Source organism: Synechococcus sp. H55.11 (genome assembly GCF_047462475.1).
Taxonomy (GTDB): Bacteria; Cyanobacteriota; Cyanobacteriia; order Thermostichales; family Thermostichaceae; genus Thermostichus.
Genome location: NZ_JANSJI010000045.1, coordinates 1 through 19,730 on the forward strand (window position 1 = coordinate 1; position 19,730 = coordinate 19,730).

The 19,730-nt window shown below is 61.0% G+C and carries 22 protein-coding genes; 10 read left to right on the forward strand and 12 right to left on the reverse strand.

The genetic code is table 11. The features are described from left to right. Nucleotides 1-76 precede the first annotated feature (76 nt). Nucleotides 77-1,132 (reverse strand): permease, encoded by a 1,056-nt coding sequence (locus NW853_RS01695; RefSeq protein WP_414333307.1) that lies wholly within the window; start codon nt 1,130-1,132, stop codon nt 77-79. A gap of 80 nt (nt 1,133-1,212) precedes the next feature. Next, entirely contained in the window at nt 1,213-2,349 is a 1,137-nt protein-coding gene (locus tag NW853_RS01700) for a citrate synthase (RefSeq protein ID WP_414333309.1), read from the reverse strand. Between the two features lie 280 nt (nt 2,350-2,629). Between NW853_RS01700 and NW853_RS01705 the strand changes: the two genes are divergently transcribed. Further along, nucleotides 2,630-3,109 carry a hypothetical protein gene (locus NW853_RS01705; RefSeq protein ID WP_414333310.1) on the forward strand — a complete coding sequence of 160 codons (480 nt, stop codon included), beginning with the start codon at nt 2,630-2,632 and terminating at the stop codon, nt 3,107-3,109. An 86-nt stretch (nt 3,110-3,195) separates the two neighbouring features. On the opposite strand, the gene NW853_RS01710 is transcribed toward NW853_RS01705, so the two are convergent. Continuing rightward, complete coding sequence (locus NW853_RS01710) at nt 3,196-4,410, reverse strand: anion transporter (RefSeq protein ID WP_414333368.1); 1,215 nt, start codon at nt 4,408-4,410, stop codon at nt 3,196-3,198. 249 nt (nt 4,411-4,659) lie between these two features. Between NW853_RS01710 and thrB the strand changes: the two genes are divergently transcribed. Continuing rightward, nucleotides 4,660-5,586, forward strand: coding sequence for a homoserine kinase (gene thrB, locus NW853_RS01715; RefSeq protein WP_414333312.1), 927 nt, complete (start codon nt 4,660-4,662; stop codon nt 5,584-5,586). Nucleotides 5,587-5,607: 21 nt separating this feature from the next. Here the strand turns inward: thrB and NW853_RS01720 are convergent, their stop codons facing one another. From NW853_RS01720 to NW853_RS01735, 4 genes are all read right to left on the reverse strand, one after another. Next, nucleotides 5,608-6,147, reverse strand: coding sequence for a diacylglycerol kinase family protein (locus NW853_RS01720; protein WP_414333314.1), 540 nt, complete (start codon nt 6,145-6,147; stop codon nt 5,608-5,610). Beyond that, nucleotides 6,131-6,622: an rRNA maturation RNase YbeY gene (gene ybeY, locus NW853_RS01725; RefSeq protein WP_414333316.1), complete on the reverse strand. Its 492-nt coding sequence runs from the start codon at nt 6,620-6,622 to the stop codon at nt 6,131-6,133. The genes NW853_RS01720 and ybeY overlap by 17 nt, the downstream gene beginning before the upstream one ends. A 25-nt stretch (nt 6,623-6,647) precedes the next feature. Further along, the gene (gene eda / locus NW853_RS01730; RefSeq protein WP_414337166.1) at nt 6,648-7,346 is read right to left on the reverse strand and encodes a bifunctional 4-hydroxy-2-oxoglutarate aldolase/2-dehydro-3-deoxy-phosphogluconate aldolase; all 699 of its coding nucleotides are present in this window, start codon (nt 7,344-7,346) and stop codon (nt 6,648-6,650) included. A 118-nt stretch (nt 7,347-7,464) separates the two neighbouring features. After that, entirely contained in the window at nt 7,465-7,983 is a 519-nt protein-coding gene (locus NW853_RS01735; protein ID WP_414333320.1) for an HNH endonuclease, read from the reverse strand. Between the two features lie 175 nt (nt 7,984-8,158). On the opposite strand from NW853_RS01735, the gene NW853_RS01740 reads away from it, so the two are divergent. The 5 genes from NW853_RS01740 (at nt 8,159) to NW853_RS01760 (ending at nt 14,045) form a co-directional block, all read left to right on the forward strand. After that, nucleotides 8,159-10,366, forward strand: coding sequence for a glycoside hydrolase (locus tag NW853_RS01740; protein ID WP_414347383.1), 2,208 nt, complete (start codon nt 8,159-8,161; stop codon nt 10,364-10,366). Between the two features lie 19 nt (nt 10,367-10,385). Then, nucleotides 10,386-11,336, forward strand: a complete 951-nt coding sequence (pip, locus tag NW853_RS01745; protein WP_414347386.1) for a prolyl aminopeptidase — start codon at nt 10,386-10,388, stop codon at nt 11,334-11,336. Nucleotides 11,337-11,615: 279 nt separating this feature from the next. Continuing rightward, a complete protein-coding gene (locus tag NW853_RS01750) occupies nt 11,616-12,137 on the forward strand; it encodes a PDZ domain-containing protein (protein ID WP_414333325.1) in 522 nt (173 codons plus the stop codon). Between the two features lie 7 nt (nt 12,138-12,144). Beyond that, nucleotides 12,145-12,453 (forward strand): hypothetical protein, encoded by a 309-nt coding sequence (locus NW853_RS01755; protein ID WP_414333327.1) that lies wholly within the window; start codon nt 12,145-12,147, stop codon nt 12,451-12,453. 5 nt (nt 12,454-12,458) lie between these two features. After that, complete coding sequence (locus NW853_RS01760; protein ID WP_414333328.1) at nt 12,459-14,045, forward strand: hydantoinase B/oxoprolinase family protein; 1,587 nt, start codon at nt 12,459-12,461, stop codon at nt 14,043-14,045. Here the strand turns inward: NW853_RS01760 and NW853_RS01765 are convergent. After that, nucleotides 13,982-14,374, reverse strand: coding sequence for a thioredoxin family protein (locus NW853_RS01765; protein ID WP_414347387.1), 393 nt, complete (start codon nt 14,372-14,374; stop codon nt 13,982-13,984). The two genes, NW853_RS01760 and NW853_RS01765, sit on opposite strands and share 64 nt — an antisense overlap. A 34-nt stretch (nt 14,375-14,408) precedes the next feature. Continuing rightward, nucleotides 14,409-15,149 (reverse strand): NnrU family protein, encoded by a 741-nt coding sequence (locus NW853_RS01770; protein ID WP_414333331.1) that lies wholly within the window; start codon nt 15,147-15,149, stop codon nt 14,409-14,411. A 71-nt stretch (nt 15,150-15,220) separates the two neighbouring features. Here NW853_RS01770 and psb27 point away from each other — a divergent pair, with 71 nt between their 5' ends. Beyond that, the gene (gene psb27, locus NW853_RS01775) at nt 15,221-15,622 is read left to right on the forward strand and encodes a photosystem II protein Psb27 (RefSeq protein WP_414333333.1); all 402 of its coding nucleotides are present in this window, start codon (nt 15,221-15,223) and stop codon (nt 15,620-15,622) included. A 168-nt stretch (nt 15,623-15,790) separates the two neighbouring features. Beyond that, nucleotides 15,791-16,300, forward strand: a complete 510-nt coding sequence (locus NW853_RS01780; protein WP_414333335.1) for a YHS domain-containing (seleno)protein — start codon at nt 15,791-15,793, stop codon at nt 16,298-16,300. Between the two features lie 16 nt (nt 16,301-16,316). Here NW853_RS01780 and NW853_RS01785 read toward each other — a convergent pair whose 3' ends face one another. The 3 genes from NW853_RS01785 to NW853_RS01795 all read right to left on the reverse strand — a co-directional run bounded on the left by NW853_RS01785 (nt 16,317) and on the right by NW853_RS01795 (nt 19,010). After that, nucleotides 16,317-17,093, reverse strand: coding sequence for a sensor histidine kinase (locus tag NW853_RS01785; RefSeq protein ID WP_414333337.1), 777 nt, complete (start codon nt 17,091-17,093; stop codon nt 16,317-16,319). Between the two features lie 145 nt (nt 17,094-17,238). Then, nucleotides 17,239-18,126, reverse strand: coding sequence for a peptide chain release factor N(5)-glutamine methyltransferase (gene prmC / locus NW853_RS01790; RefSeq protein WP_414347389.1), 888 nt, complete (start codon nt 18,124-18,126; stop codon nt 17,239-17,241). Nucleotides 18,127-18,161: 35 nt separating this feature from the next. After that, a complete protein-coding gene (locus tag NW853_RS01795; protein WP_414347391.1) occupies nt 18,162-19,010 on the reverse strand; it encodes a Tic22 family protein in 849 nt (282 codons plus the stop codon). A 526-nt stretch (nt 19,011-19,536) separates the two neighbouring features. Between NW853_RS01795 and NW853_RS01800 the strand changes: the two genes are divergently transcribed. Then, the gene (locus NW853_RS01800; RefSeq protein WP_414333343.1) at nt 19,537-19,728 is read left to right on the forward strand and encodes a hypothetical protein; all 192 of its coding nucleotides are present in this window, start codon (nt 19,537-19,539) and stop codon (nt 19,726-19,728) included. The last annotated feature ends 2 nt before the right edge of the window (nt 19,729-19,730 follow it).

Here is a 19,730-nt window from a genome sequence, read left to right on the forward strand (position 1 = left end):
GTCAGGAGGCGCTATCCCTCCCCACCCGGGTGGGGAATCCCGCGCCTTACGTTGAGCAAATGCAGGAGCAGGCGAGTTAACTGGCGCAGTAATTGATGGCCAAAGCCCCTACTAAAGTGAACTGAAAAGTCAGGAGCACCAAGTAGAAAATGGCGCGGGGCCTGAACAAAGTCAGCATCAAGCCAATGGCCTTCAAGTCCACCATCGGCCCAAACACCATAAAGGCCAACAGGGATCCCGGCGTGAAGGTGGCGGCAAAGGAGAGGGCAAAAAAGGCATCCACCGTCGAGCAGATAGAAATGATCCCGGCCAGGGCCATCATGATCAGGATCGAGACCAGTTCATCTTGGCCATAATTTAGAACAAACGAACGCGGGATCACCGTCTGCACAAAGGCCGCCATCGCCGAACCCAGGATGAGCACGGATCCCAGCTCGCGAATCTCTCTAGCCCAGGTTTGCAGCAGCAACAATCCCTTTTGCCGCCAAGAGAGAGCAGGGGCAGCGGCCAGCGCTGCCCGATACACCTCTTCGGCAGTCTGCAGAGTGGCCAGGGATCCGCCAGCAGCCCCTTGAGCATGGCCCTGGGATCCAATCCAAAAGGTGCCCCCCTGCAACAACGGCGAGCAGGAGGTGCTTTTCAGAGCTGCCTCTTGGCAGCGGTTGCGCTGCAGCTCTCGCCAGACCGCCGGTTGCAACAAAGGCTCCAGATCTTTTTGCACGCTGAAGAGCAAGCCGATGGCCACGGCAATGCCAAAAGAAAAAAGAACCCGGTAGACCACCAGCTCCGGCATGCTGCGAAAGGCAATCCACGTGGAGAAGATCACGACCGGGTTAAACACCGGCGCTGCCAACAAAAAAGCCACCGCCACATAGGGTGGGATCCCTTTGATCACCAGTTGCCGGGCCACGGGCAGATTGCCGCATTCGCACACCGGAAAAAAGAACCCCAGGGCGCCACCGGCTACCGCGCTGCCGATTTTGCCTTTGGGTAGGAAACGAGCCAACTGGGATCCCTCTACGAACACGGCCATCAGCCCGGAGAGAAACACCCCCAAGAGCAAAAACGGCATGGCCTGCACCACAATGCTCAAGAAGAGGGTGAACCCGTCTCGCCAAAGGGGAGAATCCAAAGGGCTCAACGCACCACCTCACACACGCATTTGGGCTCTATTGAGTTTGGATCCCGGCCCAGTGCCCTGTCAAACCGCTCTCAACCCCGCTCCTCGATGGGGATGTAGCGTTGCTGGCGTTCACCTGTGTACACCTGGGTGGGTCGGAAGAGCCGATTATCCGACAACTGCTCCCGCCAATGGGCCAGCCAACCCGCCACCCGGGCAATGGCAAATACCGGCGTAAACAAATCTTCCGGGATCCCTAGCTTGGCGTAGACCAACCCCGAGTAGAAGTCCACGTTGGGGTAAATTCCTTTGGGCCCCAGCAGCTCCGCACACACCCGCTCCACTTCCAGGGCGATGTCGTAGTACTTGTCGTGGCCGTAGCGCTCGAACAGCTCCTCGGCCAGCCGCTGCAGAATGGTGGCCCGCGGATCCTTCACCTTGTAAACGCGATGGCCCATGCCCATGATGCGCTCTTTTTTGGCCAGCTTCTCTTCGATAAACGAGCGCACATTTTCCACCGAGCCGATTTGCCGCAACAGCCTCATCACCTGTTGGTTGGCCCCCCCATGCAACAGCCCCGAAAGGGTGCCCACCGCCGTGGCCAGGCTGCTGTAGGGGCTGGCCAGGGTAGAGGCGCTTACCAGCAGGGCAAAGGTAGAGGCGTTGACCGTGTGTTCGGCGTGCAAGATCAGACAGGTATCGAAGATGCGGGCCAGCCAGGGATCCGGCTTCTTGCCGGAGAGCATGTAGAGAAAATTGGCGGCATGATCCAGGCTGTCGTCGGGGGGGATGGGATCGTTACCCTGGCGCATCTGGTGAAACATGGCCACCATGGTCGGCAGCTTGGCGAGCAGACGGGTAACCGTGCCAAACACATAGTCGGGATCCGCCTCCCGCACCGGATAGAACATCCCCAAGCCTGCCACGCAGGTTTGCAGGGCATCCATCGGGTGGCCCGACTCAGGAAACGACTTGATCATGTCGCGGATGCGGTATTTGACCCGCCGATGGCTGCGGACGGCCTGGTCAAAGTTGTTCAGCTCGGATTGCGTCGGCAGCTTGCCGAAGATCAGCAGATAGGCCGTCTCCAAAAAGGTGCTGTGGGCCGTCAGTTCCTCAACGGGAATGCCCCGATACTCCAGGATCCCTACCTGGCCATCGACAAAACTAATGTTAGAGCGCGTGGCCGGAACGCCTTCTAGCCCAGGCTTGTATTCGCCATCCGCCATAGTCGGACCCTTGGAAGTTCCCAAATGATGAATCGAGGGTTGCCAAAGCTGCCTGGAGCCCTTGTTTCTCTCAGGCAACACTGACCCCGCTTCGCTACAGTAAAGCAAATTTTGGATCCCTGCAGCCAACCGCTGACCTCGCCCAGAGCTTGGATCGGACTGGGATCCGCTTCCTATCTTGCAACAGCCCCCGCTGCCCGAGGCAAGAGTTGTTGCTATTGTGAGGACGACCCCCTGGTCGAGGGCGCTCGACCGCAAACCCTGCTTGGAGATGGCCTCGATGTCGAATACGGCGCAAACTCACCCCGTCCAAGGGCTGGAATACGTGGTGCTGGGAGTGGCCACCTGCTTCCAGCGAGATGAGGACGGTCACCTGCGGGAAGTCCTGGTGGCCGAGCCGTTGCCCGCTGCCGCCTTGGACTGCCTGGCCCAAGAGGGCCGCAGCACTTCCTATTGTCTCCTCTACGCCACAACCTATGCCGAGATCGTGAACAACGGGACCCCGACTTTGCCCGCCGATGTCTTCCCGGCGGGGGTGGTGCTGGGAGAAGATTTTGTGGAGCGGCTGCAAGCGGCGGCCCGCACCTATCGCAGCAAGCCCCAGTTTCGCCACATCCCCCTGCACCAAGTTTGTACTCCCGAGCGGGGGGCGTTTAAGCTCAACCACAGCCTCGAGCCGCGACGGATCCTCAATACGGCAATGGAAGTGAAGGATGCTGACAACATCAAGCAGCACCCCCACACCCACCAACAGCTCTGAAGGAGAGGCTGCTGGTGCCAGCGCAAGGACGGCAACACCAGTCATCACACCCAGGGATCCCGACAAGCTGGATCCCTGGGCAGAAGTTACCTGAGCGATGGAGAAGGCAGGAAGGGCTGGCCCAGCCACAGCCCACTGAAGCCCAGCGTCAGCAGAGTCAGGGGCAGACCCAAGCGCAGATGCTCCCCAAAGGAGAGCACGTACCCTTTTTTGGCGGCTGCCTCAACCGTGATTAGATTGGCTACTGCCCCAAACAGGGTTAAATTGCCCGCCAACGTGGAGCCGGCAGCCAGCAACAGCCAAGTGGTGGTCTCCTGTTGGGGAACCAAGGATTGCAGCAACAACACTGCCGGCACATTGGAGATGATGTTGGATAAAATGGCTACACCGATCAACAGGGCGAGGGGGGATCCCACCAGCCTCTCTGCCAAAGGCCCCAAGCTCATCCCCCAGAGGGCTACCAGTTCTCGCGTTGCCCGCGTCAAGATAAACAGCCCGGAGAACATCACCAGCAAATTCCAGTCCACCTGCCCCAGAAATCGCTCCGGCTTCAGCCTGCGGGTAATCAGCAACAGGGCCGCTGCCACCAAGGCCGATTCGGCCAAGGGAAGTCCGGCTATGAAGGCCACAAACAGCCCCCCCGCGATCACCAGGCTCTTGCGCAATAGGGGCGGGTAGAGGCGCAGCGGCAGCCAAGGCACCTGGGCAAAGGGTTGCAAGGAGCGCACCTGGGGGTAATAGAGCCACAGCAGCCCCACCTCCAGCAGCAGCCCCACCACGGCAATGGGCGTCATCTTGCCGGCAAACTCCAGATAGCCGATCCCAGAGAAAGAGCCGATCAAAATGTTCTGTGGGTTGCCGCTCAAGGTGGCGACGGATCCCAGGTTGGTGGCTGCCGCCAAGCCCAACAGGTAGGGAATCGGGTTTAACCCCAACACCGTTGTGACCTGCAAAGTGAGGGGAGTAAACACCAGGGCCAGGGTATCGTTGAGCAAAAAAGCCGAGAGCAAGCCGCTGCCAAACACCAGCATGATCAACAGGCCAAAGGGGCTACGGCTCACCCGAATCAGGCCCAGCAAAGCCAACTGGAAGGCCCCACCATAGGACAAGCTGGCATTCACCACCATCATGCTCAGGAGAAACACGATCGTGGTGGGGTCAATGGCCTCCCAAGCCTGCCGCAGCGACAAGGTCCCCAAGCCAATGAGCAAGGCGGATCCCACCAGGGCAATCGTGGCCCGGTTCATGCGCAACCGGGGCAGGGATCCCAGCCCCAGCCCGAGATAGCTCAAGCCCAACACCAACCAAGACAGTTTCTGCAGGCCTCTGCCCCCTCCTTTTTGGATCCCTGCTGGGTTGAGCCAATGGCCGGAGTGGAAACAGGCCCGCTATGCCCAGCACTCAACTCATAGGTTACAAGAATAAAAAGCTTTTCAGGACAGCCCGGAAGCTCGTCAGGCTGAGTAGTCGTGGGGATCTGGCCGTCGTTCATAGGATAATGGGAGCCCGTAGACCTTGAGTTGCCCATCGTTCACTGAGGAGCTGTCCCCTTGGTCAAAGAGCGAGTCGAGGTGATCGTCCCGGCCACCACCGCCAATTTGGGGCCGGGGTTCGACTGCATTGGTGCAGCCTTAGAGCTCTACAACCACTTCCAATTTCGGGAGATCCCCTCTGGCCTCAGCATCCACTACCGTGGCAGCGACCACATCAGCCAGAGCAAGGACAACCTGGTGTACCGGGCCTTCTGCCGCGCTTTTGAGTTGCTGAGTAAGCCCGTGCCGGGGGTAGAAATCGAAATCACCCTCAACGTGCCCCTGGCGCGGGGGTTGGGCAGTTCTGCCACCGCTATTGTCGGCGGCTTGTTGGGAGCCAATGCCATCGGGTCGCTCAACCTAGCTCCCGAAACCCTCCTACAACTGGCCATCGCCCTGGAAGGCCATCCAGACAATGTGGTGCCCGCCCTGCAGGGCAGTTGTCAGCTCTGTGTGCAGGGGCAGCAGGGGCAATGGGTGTTTTGTCCGGTGGATTGGCACGAAAGCATTGGCATCGTGGTTGCGGTGCCCAACTTTAAGCTTTCCACCCAAGCAGCCCGCGAGATCCTGCCCAAATCCGTCAGCTTGGCGGATGCGGTTTTTTCCAGCAGCCATCTGGGTCTGCTCATTCGCAGCTTGCAGTCGGGCCGGGTGGACTGGCTGAGGGTGGCCCTGCAGGATCGCCTGCACCAGCCGGCCCGCATGGAGCTGATCACCGGGTTCAAAACGGTTCAAGCTGCAGCCATAGCTGCCGGGGCCTATGGGGTGGTGATCAGTGGAGCCGGCCCCACCCTGTTGGCCCTCTGCGCCCCCGAAAATCGGGAACGGGTGGGAGCCGCGATGGTCAGCGCTTGGGCCCAGCTCGATATTGAAGCAGAAGCCAAACCGCTCAGCTTGGATCGGCAGGGAGGACGGGTGGTGATCCACTCCCAGCCGGCTGGATAAAAAACTCTCTCTCCAAGCTCCTCAGGCTGGTGCTGGGAAGCCATCCTGCAGCAGCAGCAATAGAGGCGGGAGGAGGAGCCAAGCCGCCACCAGCAGGGATGCCACTGCTGCCATCAACACCGCTGCCGCGGCGCAATCTTTGGCGATCTCGGCCAAGGGATGATATTTGCTGCCGAGGGTGAGATCCACCACTGCTTCCAGAGCGGTATTCACCAGCTCCAGCGCCATCACCAAACCGCTGGTCAGGCTGATCAGGGCCATTGCCGCAGCGCTCAGCCGCAGGCCCAGCCCAAGGCCGAAGGCTACCGCCGCCACCGCCATGTGAATGCGGAAGTTGCGCTGGGTGCGGATTGCATAAGCCAAACCCTTGCCCGCGTAGTAGAAACTTTTGCCCAGGTTGTCGGCCACCTGCCAAGAGGGGGGGCGTCGCCAGGGATCCACCTCCAAAGGCGCGGCATTGGCTGCGGGATCGACCTCAGAGGAAGGCGCTGGAGCGATACCGGTGGGCTTGGAATGGACGCGCCGCCGGAACGCCGCCAGCCGACTAGGACTGTTGGCCATGGCTTACCCCTCCATCCAGTTGGATGGCAGCGAGCAACTGTCGCTGTTGCTGCACCATGTGCTGGAGAGAACGTTCATCCGGGTGATCCCACCCCAGCAGGTGAAGCAACCCATGGCTGGCCAGCCAGGCCAACTCCTGCGAGAGCCGATGCCCTTGCGCTTTGGCTTGTGAGCGGGCGGTGGGCACCGAAATCACAATATCCCCCAGCAGGCGCACCCCCGTGATCTCGTGCAGCTTGACGGGGGCGGGCATCTCCTGGGCGGCAAAGGCCAGCACATCGGTGGGCGCGTCAAGGTGGCGAAACTCGCGGTTGAGCTGGCGAATGTGATCATCGGAGGTGAGGCAAAGGCTGAGCTCGCACGGCTCCTGTACCCCCAGCTCCCGCAACCAGATCTCGAACCAATGGCGCCAAGTGACTTCTTCAACCGGGCTTGGAATGTGGAATTCCAGGTAGAGATCTAGAAACTCTCCCATGCCGGCCTCCCTCACACCACGCACCCTATTCTACCGATTTGCTCAGGTTGGGCCAGTTTTTGTTTCTCTGCTCGGCAAGCTGTTGCAGCGCCTGGCGCAGCCGATTTTCCAGCTTTTGGCAGTCTGGATCCCAATCCTCTGTCGGAAACAGATCTCCGGCAATGGCGACCGCCCAGGCCCCTGCTTGCAGATATTCCGCTGCCTTGGCCAAGGTCACCCCCCCAGTGGGGATCAACGGCAGGGATCCCAGCACCGGTCGCAGATGACGCAGGTAGCGGGATCCCCCCATGCTCTCCGCCGGAAACACTTTGACCGCCGTTGCCCCCGCCTGCCATGCCTTCCAGATCTCGCTGGGGGTAAGGGCACCGGGCACGACGGGCAGTCCCACTTCCCGGCCCCAACGGATAATGCTCTCGTCCGTAAAAGGGCAAACGCAAAATTGGGCCCCCGCCTGCCAAGCCTGCTCCGCCATCTGTCGATGGGAGACGGTGCCCACCCCTATCCAACACTGCGGGTGGTCTTGCCGCAGTTGGGCAATCAACTCCAGATAGCGGGGAACGTGCGGGGTGATCTCGATGTGGCGGATCCCGGCCCGGATGGCCAGAGTGGATCCCTGGAGAGCCTGGTCTGGGCTGCTACAGAGGCGGATCACCGCGATCAGGGGCTGCTGCCACAAATGGAGTAGCCAGTCTCCAAAGCCGCGTTCAGAACCCTCGAATACCATCTGTGGGAAAGTACCCTCTCATTGGAAGGGCTGTCGGGGAACCGGTGGCAAGATCCCATCGTTGGCAATGACCGGAAAAGCCCAACAGCGAGCGTACCGCCTTGGCGATGGGCGGAGGTCACTCTTGCCGACTTTGGTGCTCACGCCAAAATTGCTCCGCAAAAGCCACTGTTGGGTGGATGGGGGCACGGGGTTTGCTGAGGAGGGGCATATTGGCCTCTTCAGGAGTGCGGTTGCCCTTGCGCTGGTTGCAGCGTTCGCAGGCGGTCACCACATTGTCCCAGGTGTGGGATCCGCCGCGGGAAAGAGGTACGACATGATCCAGGGTCAGGTTATGGGTGCTGCCGCAGTACTGACAGGTGTGGTGATCCCGCCGCAAGACCTCTCGCCGGGTAACAGGGGGCACCCGCCAGGATCGCTCTTTGCCCTTGATGGTCAGGCGGATGTGTTCGGGCACCTCGATCACCTGGCTGGGGGAGCGAACCTTCCACACCGGCACATCCATCATCGCCAGCGGCTCTGCCTTGCCCGTCAGCAGCAGCACAATCGCCCGCCTAATGTTGACCCGGCTAATGGGCAAGTAGTTTTGGGAAAAGACAACAATCGACTGTTCCAGGACGTGGGTAGCAGCAGTCATGACTTAGCTCTTCCATTTGCCGCCATTGTCCTGAGAAATCTGGCGAATGACAAGGTTTTCCCCCAGTGGGCACCATCCAGGTGGAGCCCCACCATTCAACATTCCAGAGTTTCTTACGATCGGGAGCCGGACAGATGGGCTAGTATCCGGGTGATGGTCGGATCCCGTGCCTCCCATGACCTACCCGCTGCATGTTGCCCTGGTTTGGCACCAACACCAGCCCCTCTACAAAAGCCCGCTGGCGGGTAAATATCGCATGCCTTGGGTGCGCCTACACGGGATCAAAGACTACCTGGACTTAATTTTGCTGCTGGAGCGCTATCCCCGCCTGCACCAAACGGTTAACCTAGTGCCCTCTCTCATTGTGCAAATCGAAGACTACGTGGCCGGCTCCGCTTTCGATCCCTATTTGGAGCTGACTTTATCTCCTGTCGAAAAGCTGACCCCGGAGCAGCGGCGCTTCATTGTCGAGCGTTTCTTCGACAGCCATTACCCCACCATGATTGAGCCCTACCCCCGCTACCGCCAGCTCTACGAACAGCGGGAATCGCAAGGGATCAACTGGTGCCTACAGTACTGGACGCCCCAAGACTTCAGCGACCTGCTGGCCTGGCACAACCTCTCCTGGTTCGATCCCCTCTTCCAGGAGGATCCTGAGATTGAGGGCTGGATCAAGATGGGTTCTGGCTTTACCCTGGCGGATCGGCAGCGGATCTACGCCAAGCAACAGCAGATCCTGGCCGCCATCCTGCCCCAGCACGCCAAATTGCAAAGTAGCGGCCAACTGGAGTTGACCACCAGCCCCTACACCCACCCCATCTTGCCCCTGCTGGTGAGCGAGCGCTCGGCGCGGGTGGCCCGGCCCGGCTTGCCCCTGCCCCGCTACCCCTTCCACTGGGAGCAGGATGTCCACAGCCAACTGGAGCGGGCCAAGCAGATCTACCGGGAGCGCTTTGGCCGCGATCCGCGGGGTCTGTGGCCTTCAGAGCAGGCGGTCAGCCCCGCCATCGTGCCCCTGATCCAGAAACAAGGCTTTGATTGGATCATCTCCGACGAGGGAGTGCTGGGCTGGAGCTTGGGCCAACCCTTTCATCGCGACGGGCAGGGCCATATCCTCGAGCCGGAAAAGCTCTACCGCCCCTACCGTCTGGAGAGCGAGGCAGGGGATTTGGCCATCATCTTTCGGGATCACCGCCTTTCCGATCTCATTGGCTTTAGCTACAGCGCCATGCCTGCCGACGCTGCCGCCAAAGATCTCATCGGCCACCTGGAGAGCATCCGCAACCGCCTACCCCAAGACCAGCCCTGGCTGGTCACCATTGCCCTGGATGGGGAAAATTGCTGGGAGTACTACCCCCAAGATGGCCGCCCCTTCCTGGAAAACCTCTATGCCCGCCTCAGCCAGCACCCGGCGTTGCGCTTGGTGAAGGTGTCGGAGTTTTTGGATCAGTTTCCCCCCACGGAGTTTCTGCCAGCCGAACAATTGCACAGCGGCTCCTGGATTGAGGCCGACTTTACCACTTGGATTGGGGATCCCGTCAAAAACCGCGCCTGGGAGCTCCTTGCCCAAGCCCGCCAGGTGATCCAGGATCACCCTCACGCCACCCCCCAGGCCTGGGAAGCCCTCTGGGCCGCTGAGGGATCCGATTGGTTCTGGTGGTTTGGGGCAGGCCACTCTTCCGCCCACGATGCCATTTTTGACCAGTTGTTTCGGGAACATCTACAGGCCCTCTACACCGCTTTGGGAGAGGCGGTGCCGGCGGCGCTGCAGTTTCCCCTCGAGGATCACGACGGGCTGGGGGATCGCCTGCCGCAGGGGTTTATCCATCCCACCATCAACGGTCGCCCCGCCGAACGGGAGTGGAGCCAGGCCGGGCGGGTGGAGATCGGCGCAGCCCGAGGAACCATGCACCGCAACAGCGTCGTCCGCCGCCTCTGGTACGGGTTCGATCACTTCAACCTCTATCTGCGGCTGGATTTTAACTCGGTGGTGCAGCGGCCCAAGCAATTGCAGGTGCTGTGGTTTTATCCCAACCGCGTTACCGTCAACAGCCCCATTCCCCTGCAGGGGTTGCCGGCAGAAGCCCCCCTCAACTATCTCTACCGCCACCTGTTGAAGCTGTCGCTGCCGCCGCCTGGCACCGGCCAGCATCCCGCACCCGTCGAGGCTCAGCTCTTGCAGGCAGGGGAGTACCATAGCTGGCAGCCCATCAACCATCAGGTGAAGGCGGTGGTGGATGCCTGTTTGGAGGTGGCCATTCCCTGGAGCAATTTGGGCGCCCAGCCGGGGCAGGAGCTGCAATTTATCATCGTGGCCGCCGATGGCGAGACCTTCCAAGAAGGGATCCCCCCCAAGGCCACCATCGCCCTGCGGAGACCTTGAGAATTTGAGAATTTAAGTTATGGCGCGCGATCTCTACCCGCCCATCGAGCCCTACGATCACGGCTTTCTCCCCGTCTCTTCCCTGCACACCCTCTACTACGAGCAGTGCGGCAACCCGGCGGGCAAGGCGGTGGTGTTTTTGCATGGGGGGCCAGGGGGTGGGATCGATCCCCTCTACCGGCAGTACTTTGATCCCAGCCGCTGGCGGGTGGTGCTATTCGATCAACGTGGTTGCGGCAAGAGCCGCCCCTACGCCGAGCTGCGGGAGAACACCACCTGGGATCTGGTGGCCGATATCGAGAAGCTGCGCCAACACCTGGGCATTGAGCGCTGGTGGGTGTTTGGGGGCAGTTGGGGCAGCGCCCTTGCCTTGGCCTATGGGCAAACCCACCCCCACTCCTGCCTGGGGTTTATCTTGCGGGGCATTTTCCTGCTACGCCCTTTTGAGATCCGCTGGTTTTACCAGTCGGGGGCCAGCTACCTGTTCCCCGATGCTTGGGAACATTACCTGGAGCCCATCCCCCCCGAAGAGCGGGATGACCTGCTGGCAGCCTACCACCGCCGCCTCAACGACCCGGATCCCCAGGTGCGGCTGAGAGCGGCCCGCGCCTGGGCCATCTGGGAGGCCAGCACCAGCAAGTTGATCCCCAGCCCTGAGCTCATCGAGCGCTTTGGCCAGGAGACCTTTGCCGAGGCCTTTGCCCGCATCGAGTGCCACTACTTCGTCCATAGGGGTTTTTTGGATCCTGAAGACCAGCTCCTTAGGGGGGTGGAGCGCCTGCGCCATCTGCCGGCTGTGATCGTCCAGGGACGCTACGACGTGGTCTGCCCGCCCATTTCCGCCTGGGAGCTGCACCAGGCCTGGCCAGAGGCGGAGTTTCACCTCATTCCCGATGCCGGCCATTCCATCACCGAGCCCGGGATCCGCACCGCCCTGCTGCAGGCCACGGATCGCTGCGCCAGTCTGTGAGCCGCTGAGATAGCCTGGGTTGGGGATCCCAAGACCTTGAAGAATTGCTACAGGAATGCCGGCAAAACCTTGGGATCCAGCCCCGGAGCACGGCCAAGCCTATCGACAGTCGGCGATTTTGGGTTTATCACTGAGGGAAGAGCGGTGCAGGCTGCCTGGTCGATGGCTTCCGCCACTGGCTCCTTTTGATTGTTGTTAATTGATCTTGGGCTGGTTCCTCCACTCCAGCGTCTTGTCAAAGCAAACTTGTCTTTACTTCGCCGTTTCCAGGGTCGAACCATGCAGAAAATAACTCATCTGTCTAAGCTTGCCCTCGCCCTGCCTGCTTCCCTCTTGCTGGCAGATGCCGTTGTGGCCTACCCCTGTGACTCGGTTGGGGGTGAAGCTTACAACTTCTACAGCCCCACGGTTCAGGTTGACAGTTTCGGGGCTCAGGTGTCGCCTGCTGTCCTAGGCAACGGTTTTATCGGGGTTGCCATCGAAACGGTGGATGGACAGCCAGCTCAAGGTGCCGTCAGTCGTCGCCTGTTTGGCCCCGCGCCTCAAATCCAAGGGGTGCAGGTGGTTGGTCTGCTCCAGGATGGCCCGGCTCAACAAGCGGGTCTGGCCCAGGGAGATATTTTGATTGGGGTGGACGGGCAGCGGGTCACCTCGGTGCAGCACGTCCAGCAAATTATCCAAAACACCCCGGTGGGCCAGCGGGTACCCATTACCTTCCGGCGCGGCGGACAGGTGTTGTCCACGGTGGTGGTGGTCGGCGATGGCCGTGTGTTGCGCCCCTTGATGCTGCAGCAGCAGTAAGCTTCCAGTGAATGCAGATTGGAGTTCAGGATGGGCGGTCTGGGCGGTTTGCGGCCTCAACGGGCTGCTGTTTCTGGCTTTGCTCGCCCTCGTTCCTGTCCTTTTGAGCCTGCGGTCGGCGCTCTGGGTTACGGAGCGGGCCATGGCCGACTGGCGGGAGGCGGCTGAGCGGGCTTTGGCTCCCACGCCGGCTGAGTTGCTGCGCCTACGGGATCGGCTGCGGGAGAATCGCCATACCCTCGACCGCTGGCAGCGGCGTCTCCAGTTTTGGCAAGGGATCCGCAGGGTGGCTGTTTGGCTGGGGCGCAGGCTGTGAGGAGCATGGATAGCGTCTCTCATCCCATCCGGTTGCAGGTGATGGCCAATGCGCTGGCGGGGATCGCCGAGGAGATGGGGGCGCGCCTCATCCGCGGTTCTTACTCGGCCAACATCAAGGAACGGCGGGATTGCTCGACGGCCCTGTTCGACGCTCGGGGAGACTGTATTGCCCAGGCGGCCCACATTCCGGTGCACCTGGGCGCCCTCGCGGAAGCGGTGCGGGCGGTGGTGGCAGCCGGCCCGCGGCCCGGCGATGTGTTCGTCCTCAACGATCCCTACCAGGGGGGATCCCATCTGCCGGATATCACGGTGGTTACGGCCATCCCCGGCCTGGGGGATCCAGAACAAGTCTGCGCCTACGCGGTGAACCGCGCCCACCACGCCGACATCGGGGGGATGCGCCCCGGCTCCATGCCGGCCGACTCTACGGAAATCTGGCAGGAAGGGCTGGTGATCCCGCCGCTGCGGCTGGCCCAAATGACCCTGACGGGGGAGCTGTGCTGGCAGGGCGATCTGCTGCGCCTGATCCTGGCCAATGTGCGCAACCCTGAGCAGCGGCGGGGGGATTTGCAGGCCCAGGTGGGGGCCAGCGCCGTGGGGGTGAGCCGGTTTCGCGAGCTGCTGGCCCGCTTTGGAGAAGAAGAGGCCTGGCAGTTGATCGCCGGGGTGATCGCCTACAGCCGGCGGCGGATGCAGGCCCAGATCCGCGCTCTGCCCGCTGGGATCTACACCGCCTGCGACTACCTGGAGGGCTACGGGGATCCGCCCGAGCCGCTCCGCATCCAGGTGCAGATTGAGGTAAGGGGGGAGAGGCTACGGGTGGACTTCGCCGGCACAGCCCCGGCCACCGCGGGGAACCTGAACGCACCTTTGGCTGTGACCCGCTCGGCAGTGCTCTTTGCCCTGCGCTGCCTGTTGGATCCCACGGCGCCCAGCAATGTCGGCCTGGAGGATCCCATCGAGATCGTGGCCCCGCCCGGCTGCCTGGTGAACGCCCAATTTCCGGCGGCGGTGGTGGCGGGCAACGTGGAAACCTCGCAGCGCATTGCCGATGTGGTGTTCAAAGCCCTAGCCCCGGTGGCCGGATCCCGTGCCATTGCCCAGGGACAGGGCACCATGAACAACTGTGTGCTCGGCAACCGCCACTTCACCTACTACGAAACCCTGGGGGGCGGCCAAGGAGCCAGCCGGCAGCGACCGGGCCTGGACGGCGTCCACGTGGGCATGAGCAATACCCTCAACACCCCCATCGAAGCTCTGGAGCTGGAGTATCCCCTGCGGGTGCTGCGCTACGAGCTACGCCCAGATTCCGGCGGCCATGGCCGCCAGCGGGGCGGCTGGGGGCTGATCCGCTCCCTCCAGACCTTGCAAGATTGCACCCTCTCCCTGCTCACCGACCGGCGCCACCATGCCCCCCAAGGGGAAGAAGGCGGCGAGCCTGGCCAGGTGGGGATCAACCTCGTCAACGGGGATCCCTTGCCCAGCAAAACCAGCCGATCCCTGAAAGCCGGCGATGTGCTCACCCTCTACACCCCTGGCGGCGGGGCTTGGGGGTCAAGCGAGGAGGAGCAGGCACCCGAACCCACATAGCGCAGGTGGGCGAGAAACAACTGCTCGCAGCGCCGGATCACCTCATCACGGCTGGCAAAGTGCTCTAACCTATGCACTTCTTGACCTTTCTCAAACAAAATTAAGGTCGGCAGCGAGCGCACCCGATAGCGGCGCGGCAGCCAAAAATTGTCGTCCACATTCACCCGCAGCACCTTAACTGCGCCGCCCCACTCTGCTGCGAGACGGTCGGTAATCGGCTGAATGAACCGACACAGGCCACACCAAGGGGCGCCAAAATCCACCAACACCAACCCATCAGTTGTCAAAAGTTCTTGATTAAAAGCATCTAAAGCAACTTGCAAGTTCATCACTCCCAGACTAAAGAAGTTGTTTGGGATCATGCTACCAGGCAATTTGGCTGGCTGCAGAAACCATTTGCGGATGGAAAGCATAAAGAATCACTACAAAGCTGAACACCCCTAGGTAGGCCCAGCGCAGAAACTCTCGCGGTTGCAGGTGTTGTCGCCGCTGCAGAATGGCCAAGCCGGGGATCACAGAAGTACGGGCCTTGAGATCGCGGAAGGCCTGGCCGTATTTCCGCTCCAGACGGTGATCCCCGTGCCAGACGGCGAACAGGTGATAGGCCACCAGCCCCAGGGAGGTGACCAGCATAAAACTGGAGCCAATCCAAAGGGAATGGGCCACACACCAGATCACCTGGCCCACCATTTGGGGGTGGCGGGTGATGCGGATGATCCCGGTCTCAAACAGGTGGATCTCCGGCTTCTGAATGGCGGCGATCTCCAGCAAATTGAAGGTAGCCGGATACAAAAAGAAAAACGAGAGCGCTGACAAAAGAACAACGGTGGTGTGGATGCCGGGGACAGCATGGAGATCCCAGAGGATCACCCCGTCGTAGCGATGGTTAAAAAAGTAGATCAGCAACAGCGGCGCCAAGCTGAGGCTGACCAGCGCAAAAAGAAGGCGGTACAAACGGGATCCCAGCCAAGCTTCCCCCCAAGGCCGCAAGTAGGCCAGCCCACTGTGAGCACAGGCAAATCCTAGAATCATGGCCAACATGATCGCGTGGGATCGGTAGGGGGCCAGCTCGGGCGGTAAGTGGCTAAAGAGTGGGAACAGCATCTTTTCAAGAGCTCCTCTGGGGCGTCGCCGTGACTTATGCTTAAAGATAAGTTACATAAGGCAAGCTTCCCATGCTGAAAACTTTTTTTCTACGCCTTGTCGGCCTGCTCCTCTCGGTCATCTTGGTGCTGGGCTGGACGACCGCAAGCGCTCAGGCGGCCCGTCTTACCGGCAAGTACTACGAAGACAGCATGACCCTGATCCAAACCCTGCGCACCGTCCTTTCGGAAGCGGATCCCGTGATGAACCCGGCAGAGGCGCGGGCGGAAGCGATGGAGGCTATGCAAGAATTCGCAGGACGCTACCACGGCCAACGCTACGACAAGCTCCAGTCTTTCACCACCCTGCGCACCGTGTTTAATACGCTGGCCTCCCAGTACCGCACCTCCAACCGACCTCTCAACCCGGAGAAGGTGGAGCGGGTGCTGATGCAACTGGATCGGGCGGAGTTGGCCTTGCGCCGGGAAGGTTGAACTTTTGGGATCTCCCAGATCCAAATCACAGGCAAATTTCCCCCGGTGCAGCCAAGCTGTTGCCAGCTCGCAAAAGTCGAGGTCATCGCCGGCGTTCTTCCAAACCTGAGGAGGAAGGCGCCGCTCTCTCGAGGCAAAGGGCATTTTCTCAGGATTTGGGAGGTTGTTATGGGCACAGGTCGTTGGATCCTGCTCTCGTTGCCGCTGATGGTTGGGGGTGGGGTTATTGCTTTTTATTCAGCTTCGCTCTTGTCCCTTCCAGCCCAAGGACAGGTGGCTGGAGCTGCCGAGGAGGGATCCCCGGGCCCTTTTTTTGCGGTGGATGGCCTGGCCCTGCGCGGCTATGACCCGGTGGCCTACTTTATCGATGGCAAGCCGGTCGAGGGATCCCCAGCCTATGAATGGGAGTGGGGAGGGGTGACCTGGCGGTTTGCCACTGCTGACAATCGGGAGCGGTTTCGCAGCAACCCGGAGCGCTTTGCCCCCCAGTACGGCGGGTTTTGTGCTTGGGCCGTGGCCCACAACTACCTTTACCCGGTGGATCCCTTTGCCTGGAAAATTGTCGATGACAAGCTGTACTTGAATGCCAACCGGCGGGTACAGCGCAACTGGGAGCGGGACATTCCCGGGTTGATCGAGAAGGCAGATGCCAATTGGCCGGGGCTGCGCAGCCGCTGAGCCTACCTGTCTGGGATCACTGGATGAGGCGCAGGGTTACCTTGATGACAACCCGGTGGAGGCCGCTTTCGCCAAGCTCCAGATCGCCCCCCATTTCTCTCAGGAGCCGCTCGCTCACCCGCCAAGTAGCACTGCCCTTTGTTTCAACGGGCACATGGCACCGTCCCTCCAGGTTCCACTCTAGACACAGGTGCCCCTCCGCTGCTGCGATGGGATAGAGGTGCAGAGCCATCGAACCATAGCGCAGGGCACGGATGCCCCAGCGACACACCCCCAGCAGAGCCTGCACCAAACCGTGGGGATCCGCCCAAACCATAAGGCTGTCCGGGAGGGCGGACGGTTCAGAAACAGAAGGTGGTTGTAGGATCGGCCACTCGTAGCGAATGCCCTGATCCTGGGCCTGTAGGCGAGTTAGGCTGTACACATCTTGCAGCAGGGGGCGGAGTTGGGTCGGCTCCGGTTGCAGGGGTTGAATGGGCAGATCGTGGCGAGCCAGGCGGGTGTATTCCTCGAGCAGCTTAATCAAGCGCTCTACGGACTCTTTGGCACTTTGAATGTATTCCCGCTCCTCCTCCGGGGAATCGCACAGATCCGACAACACCAACTGCAGGGATCCCATCTGGCTGCTGAGGGGGTTGCGCAGCTCGTGGCCAATGCTGACGAGCAACTCTTGCTGAAAGGCTCGCATCACCTCAGAGCGTTCAAAAGCAAATTGCCAATCTACGGCCTCTTGCCTGTCGGCAGGGGCCGCCGGCTGGGAAGCTGGATCGGGTTTGGCTGCGGGTTTCCTCAAAAGGTGCTCCGGACGAAGGACAGGGGATCCCGTCGAGGTTCAGATCCTTGGGTTCGGATCTTTAAGCTTTGCACAGTAAGGACTACGTCCCCCTGACGCGAGCAGGCTCTGGAGATACCCCACTCCATGGGGATCCTACCCTTTTCTACCCGACGAAGTGGGCGCTGACCACCCGCTCAATCCCCGCCAGATCGCGGTGAACTTGGATCTGCCGATAACAGTCCCTCTCTCGCAATTGCTCCGCCACCCAAGGGGCTTGTCCTCGCATCACTTCTACCGCCCAAAAGGAGTTGGGGGCCAGGTAGTCCGGTGCCCTTTGAATCAACAGCCGCAAGTGGGCCAGCCCATCTTCCCCGCCATCGAGGGCCTGTCGCGGCTCGTGCAGCCGCACCTCGGGCATGAGATGGGCCAGCTCCCCGGTGGGGATGTAGGGCGGGTTGGAAACCAGGCCGCGCAGCCGCCCCCGCCAGGGATCCAAGGGCACAAACCAGGATCCCAGCAGCAACTGCACCCGCTCCTGCAAATGGTGGGCCGCCACGTTGTCCGCCGCAACGGCTAGGGCTTGCGGGCTCGAATCCACCGCCAGAAGCTGCAACTGGGGATGTCGCTGGGCCAAAGCGATGGCAATGGCCCCGCTGCCGGTGCCCAGGTCGGCCAAGCAGGATGCGGGCGGCAGAGGATTAGCTTGTAACCAGAGGGAAGCCTGCTCCACCAGCAGCTCGGTCTCCGGACGTGGGATCAGCACCGCCGGGGTCACCCGTAGGCTCAAGCCGGCCCATTCCACTTTGCCCAACAGATACTGCAGAGGGACGCGCTTTTCCACCCTTTGCTGCCAAAGGGCCTCTACCTCCTCCAGGAGTTCCCCCGCCCCAGCCGGAGCGCGACCCAGCAGCCGCTCCAACGGCCCCCACCCCAGCCGTTCCTTGAGCAGAATCTCCACCTCCTCGGCAGGGATCCCAGCCGCTTTTGCCGCCCTCAGGGCCTGGGCACGCCACTCCAGCAATCGCCTCAGCAGAGTCGAGGGGGATCTCAAAGGATTCCGTTCTGCCAGTATGACTGGGGGTTGGGTTAACGCTGAGGCTGGGGACTGGCAGAAGGGTTGGCAGGCCGAGCCAACGATTGGATGTATTCCAGCGCCGAGCGGGAAGGGATAAAGGCGATCTTCTGCACATCGGCCTGGGCATCGGGAGCCAGCATGCGCTCCACCACAATGGCCAGGGAGGTGACCTCAATCTGGGTTTTTCCAACCACATCCGGGTTCTGGGCTGCCGCCCGATCCAAAGCTCGCTGCAGATCGTTGCGGTCGAAGAAGAAGGGCACCACCTCCTGACCATCCTGCTCGATGGTCAGCAGCCCCTCTCCGGAGCGGCCATAGAACAGAGGCACGCCGATCGCTTCTGGAGGCACATCTTTGCTGGTTTCTTTCAGTACCTGCTTGGCTGCCTCCACATCAGCAGGCCGCGGCACCACCTCGAAGTACAGATCGCTATTTTTGGCGCGCTCCTCTTCCGATTTTTCGTAGGCATACCCCAGCGAGAGAGGCACCACCTGGGCTTGGCTGGCTATCTCGGGGTTGCTGGCTTTCACCTGCTCCAACATTTTTTGGGCCTGGGCTTGATCCAGCCAGAAGGAGACCACTTGAATGGTGCGGCCATCTCGCTCCACATTGGCAACAACAGGTGTGCCGTTCTGAGACACAATCGCAAAAACAGGCACCAGGCTCAGCCGCTCTGCCACCTCTTGCCGGCTCATGGGGCCTGCGGTTGCCTGAGCCGGTGGAGCACTCCCCTGAGCCCAAGCGGGAGTCATGGCCAAGCTCGCCCACGCTGTCCCGATCAGGATCCCGGCTATACTGCTCACCCGAGCTACACAGCAGCAGAGGGATCGGGCAGGCGACACTACGTTACAGCGCATCATTCTCATCTCCACTCCCGGCATCGCGCCTTGTTCTGGTTGCTATAGGGCTAGATCCCTCAAGTACTAACCAACAGATCGGGCAAGGCAGAAGCCACCCGGATTGAACCTGCTCGACAGGGCTAGGCTAGCGATGCGGCACACCCTCGGCATCGACTCGCGGCTGGCCGTCGCTGACAACACCCCGGCTCACTGACCTCAAAGAGCGCTCTTGGGCCACCCTAGAAGCCAAGGTTAGAACATCTGCTCGACTCCTGTCGAGGGGCAAAGCCCCTATTTGAGTGGGGATCCCGCATCACTCAATACTATATACGGAGTCGCATAAAATCGACCCACGCTAGATGCAGATCTACCCAACAGCAGATCGGTTCAGATCGAGCTGATAATTGTATGCTCAGCTTTTCCACAACAGGCAGCCTACCCCAGCCTTGTGCATCAGGGCTCTGATGTAGCCGCGCGAACGTGGCAGCTACTGTTAACTTTTGTTAAGGTGGGGGGACAAACGCATGCTTCCGAGGAGCATTAAACCATGGCTAAGATCTTTACCCCTGAATTCAACCAATTTGAGACCATCAACGCCACGCAGGCCTGGTCTTTGTTTTTCACCATCAGCGCTTCCGATCGGCTTTTGGGCTCAAACCCGGCTGTTGGGCGCTACATCACGCTGGCCTTGTTCAGCGCCATCCTCACCGGCATCCTGAATGTGCTGCTGGCCTCCTAGTT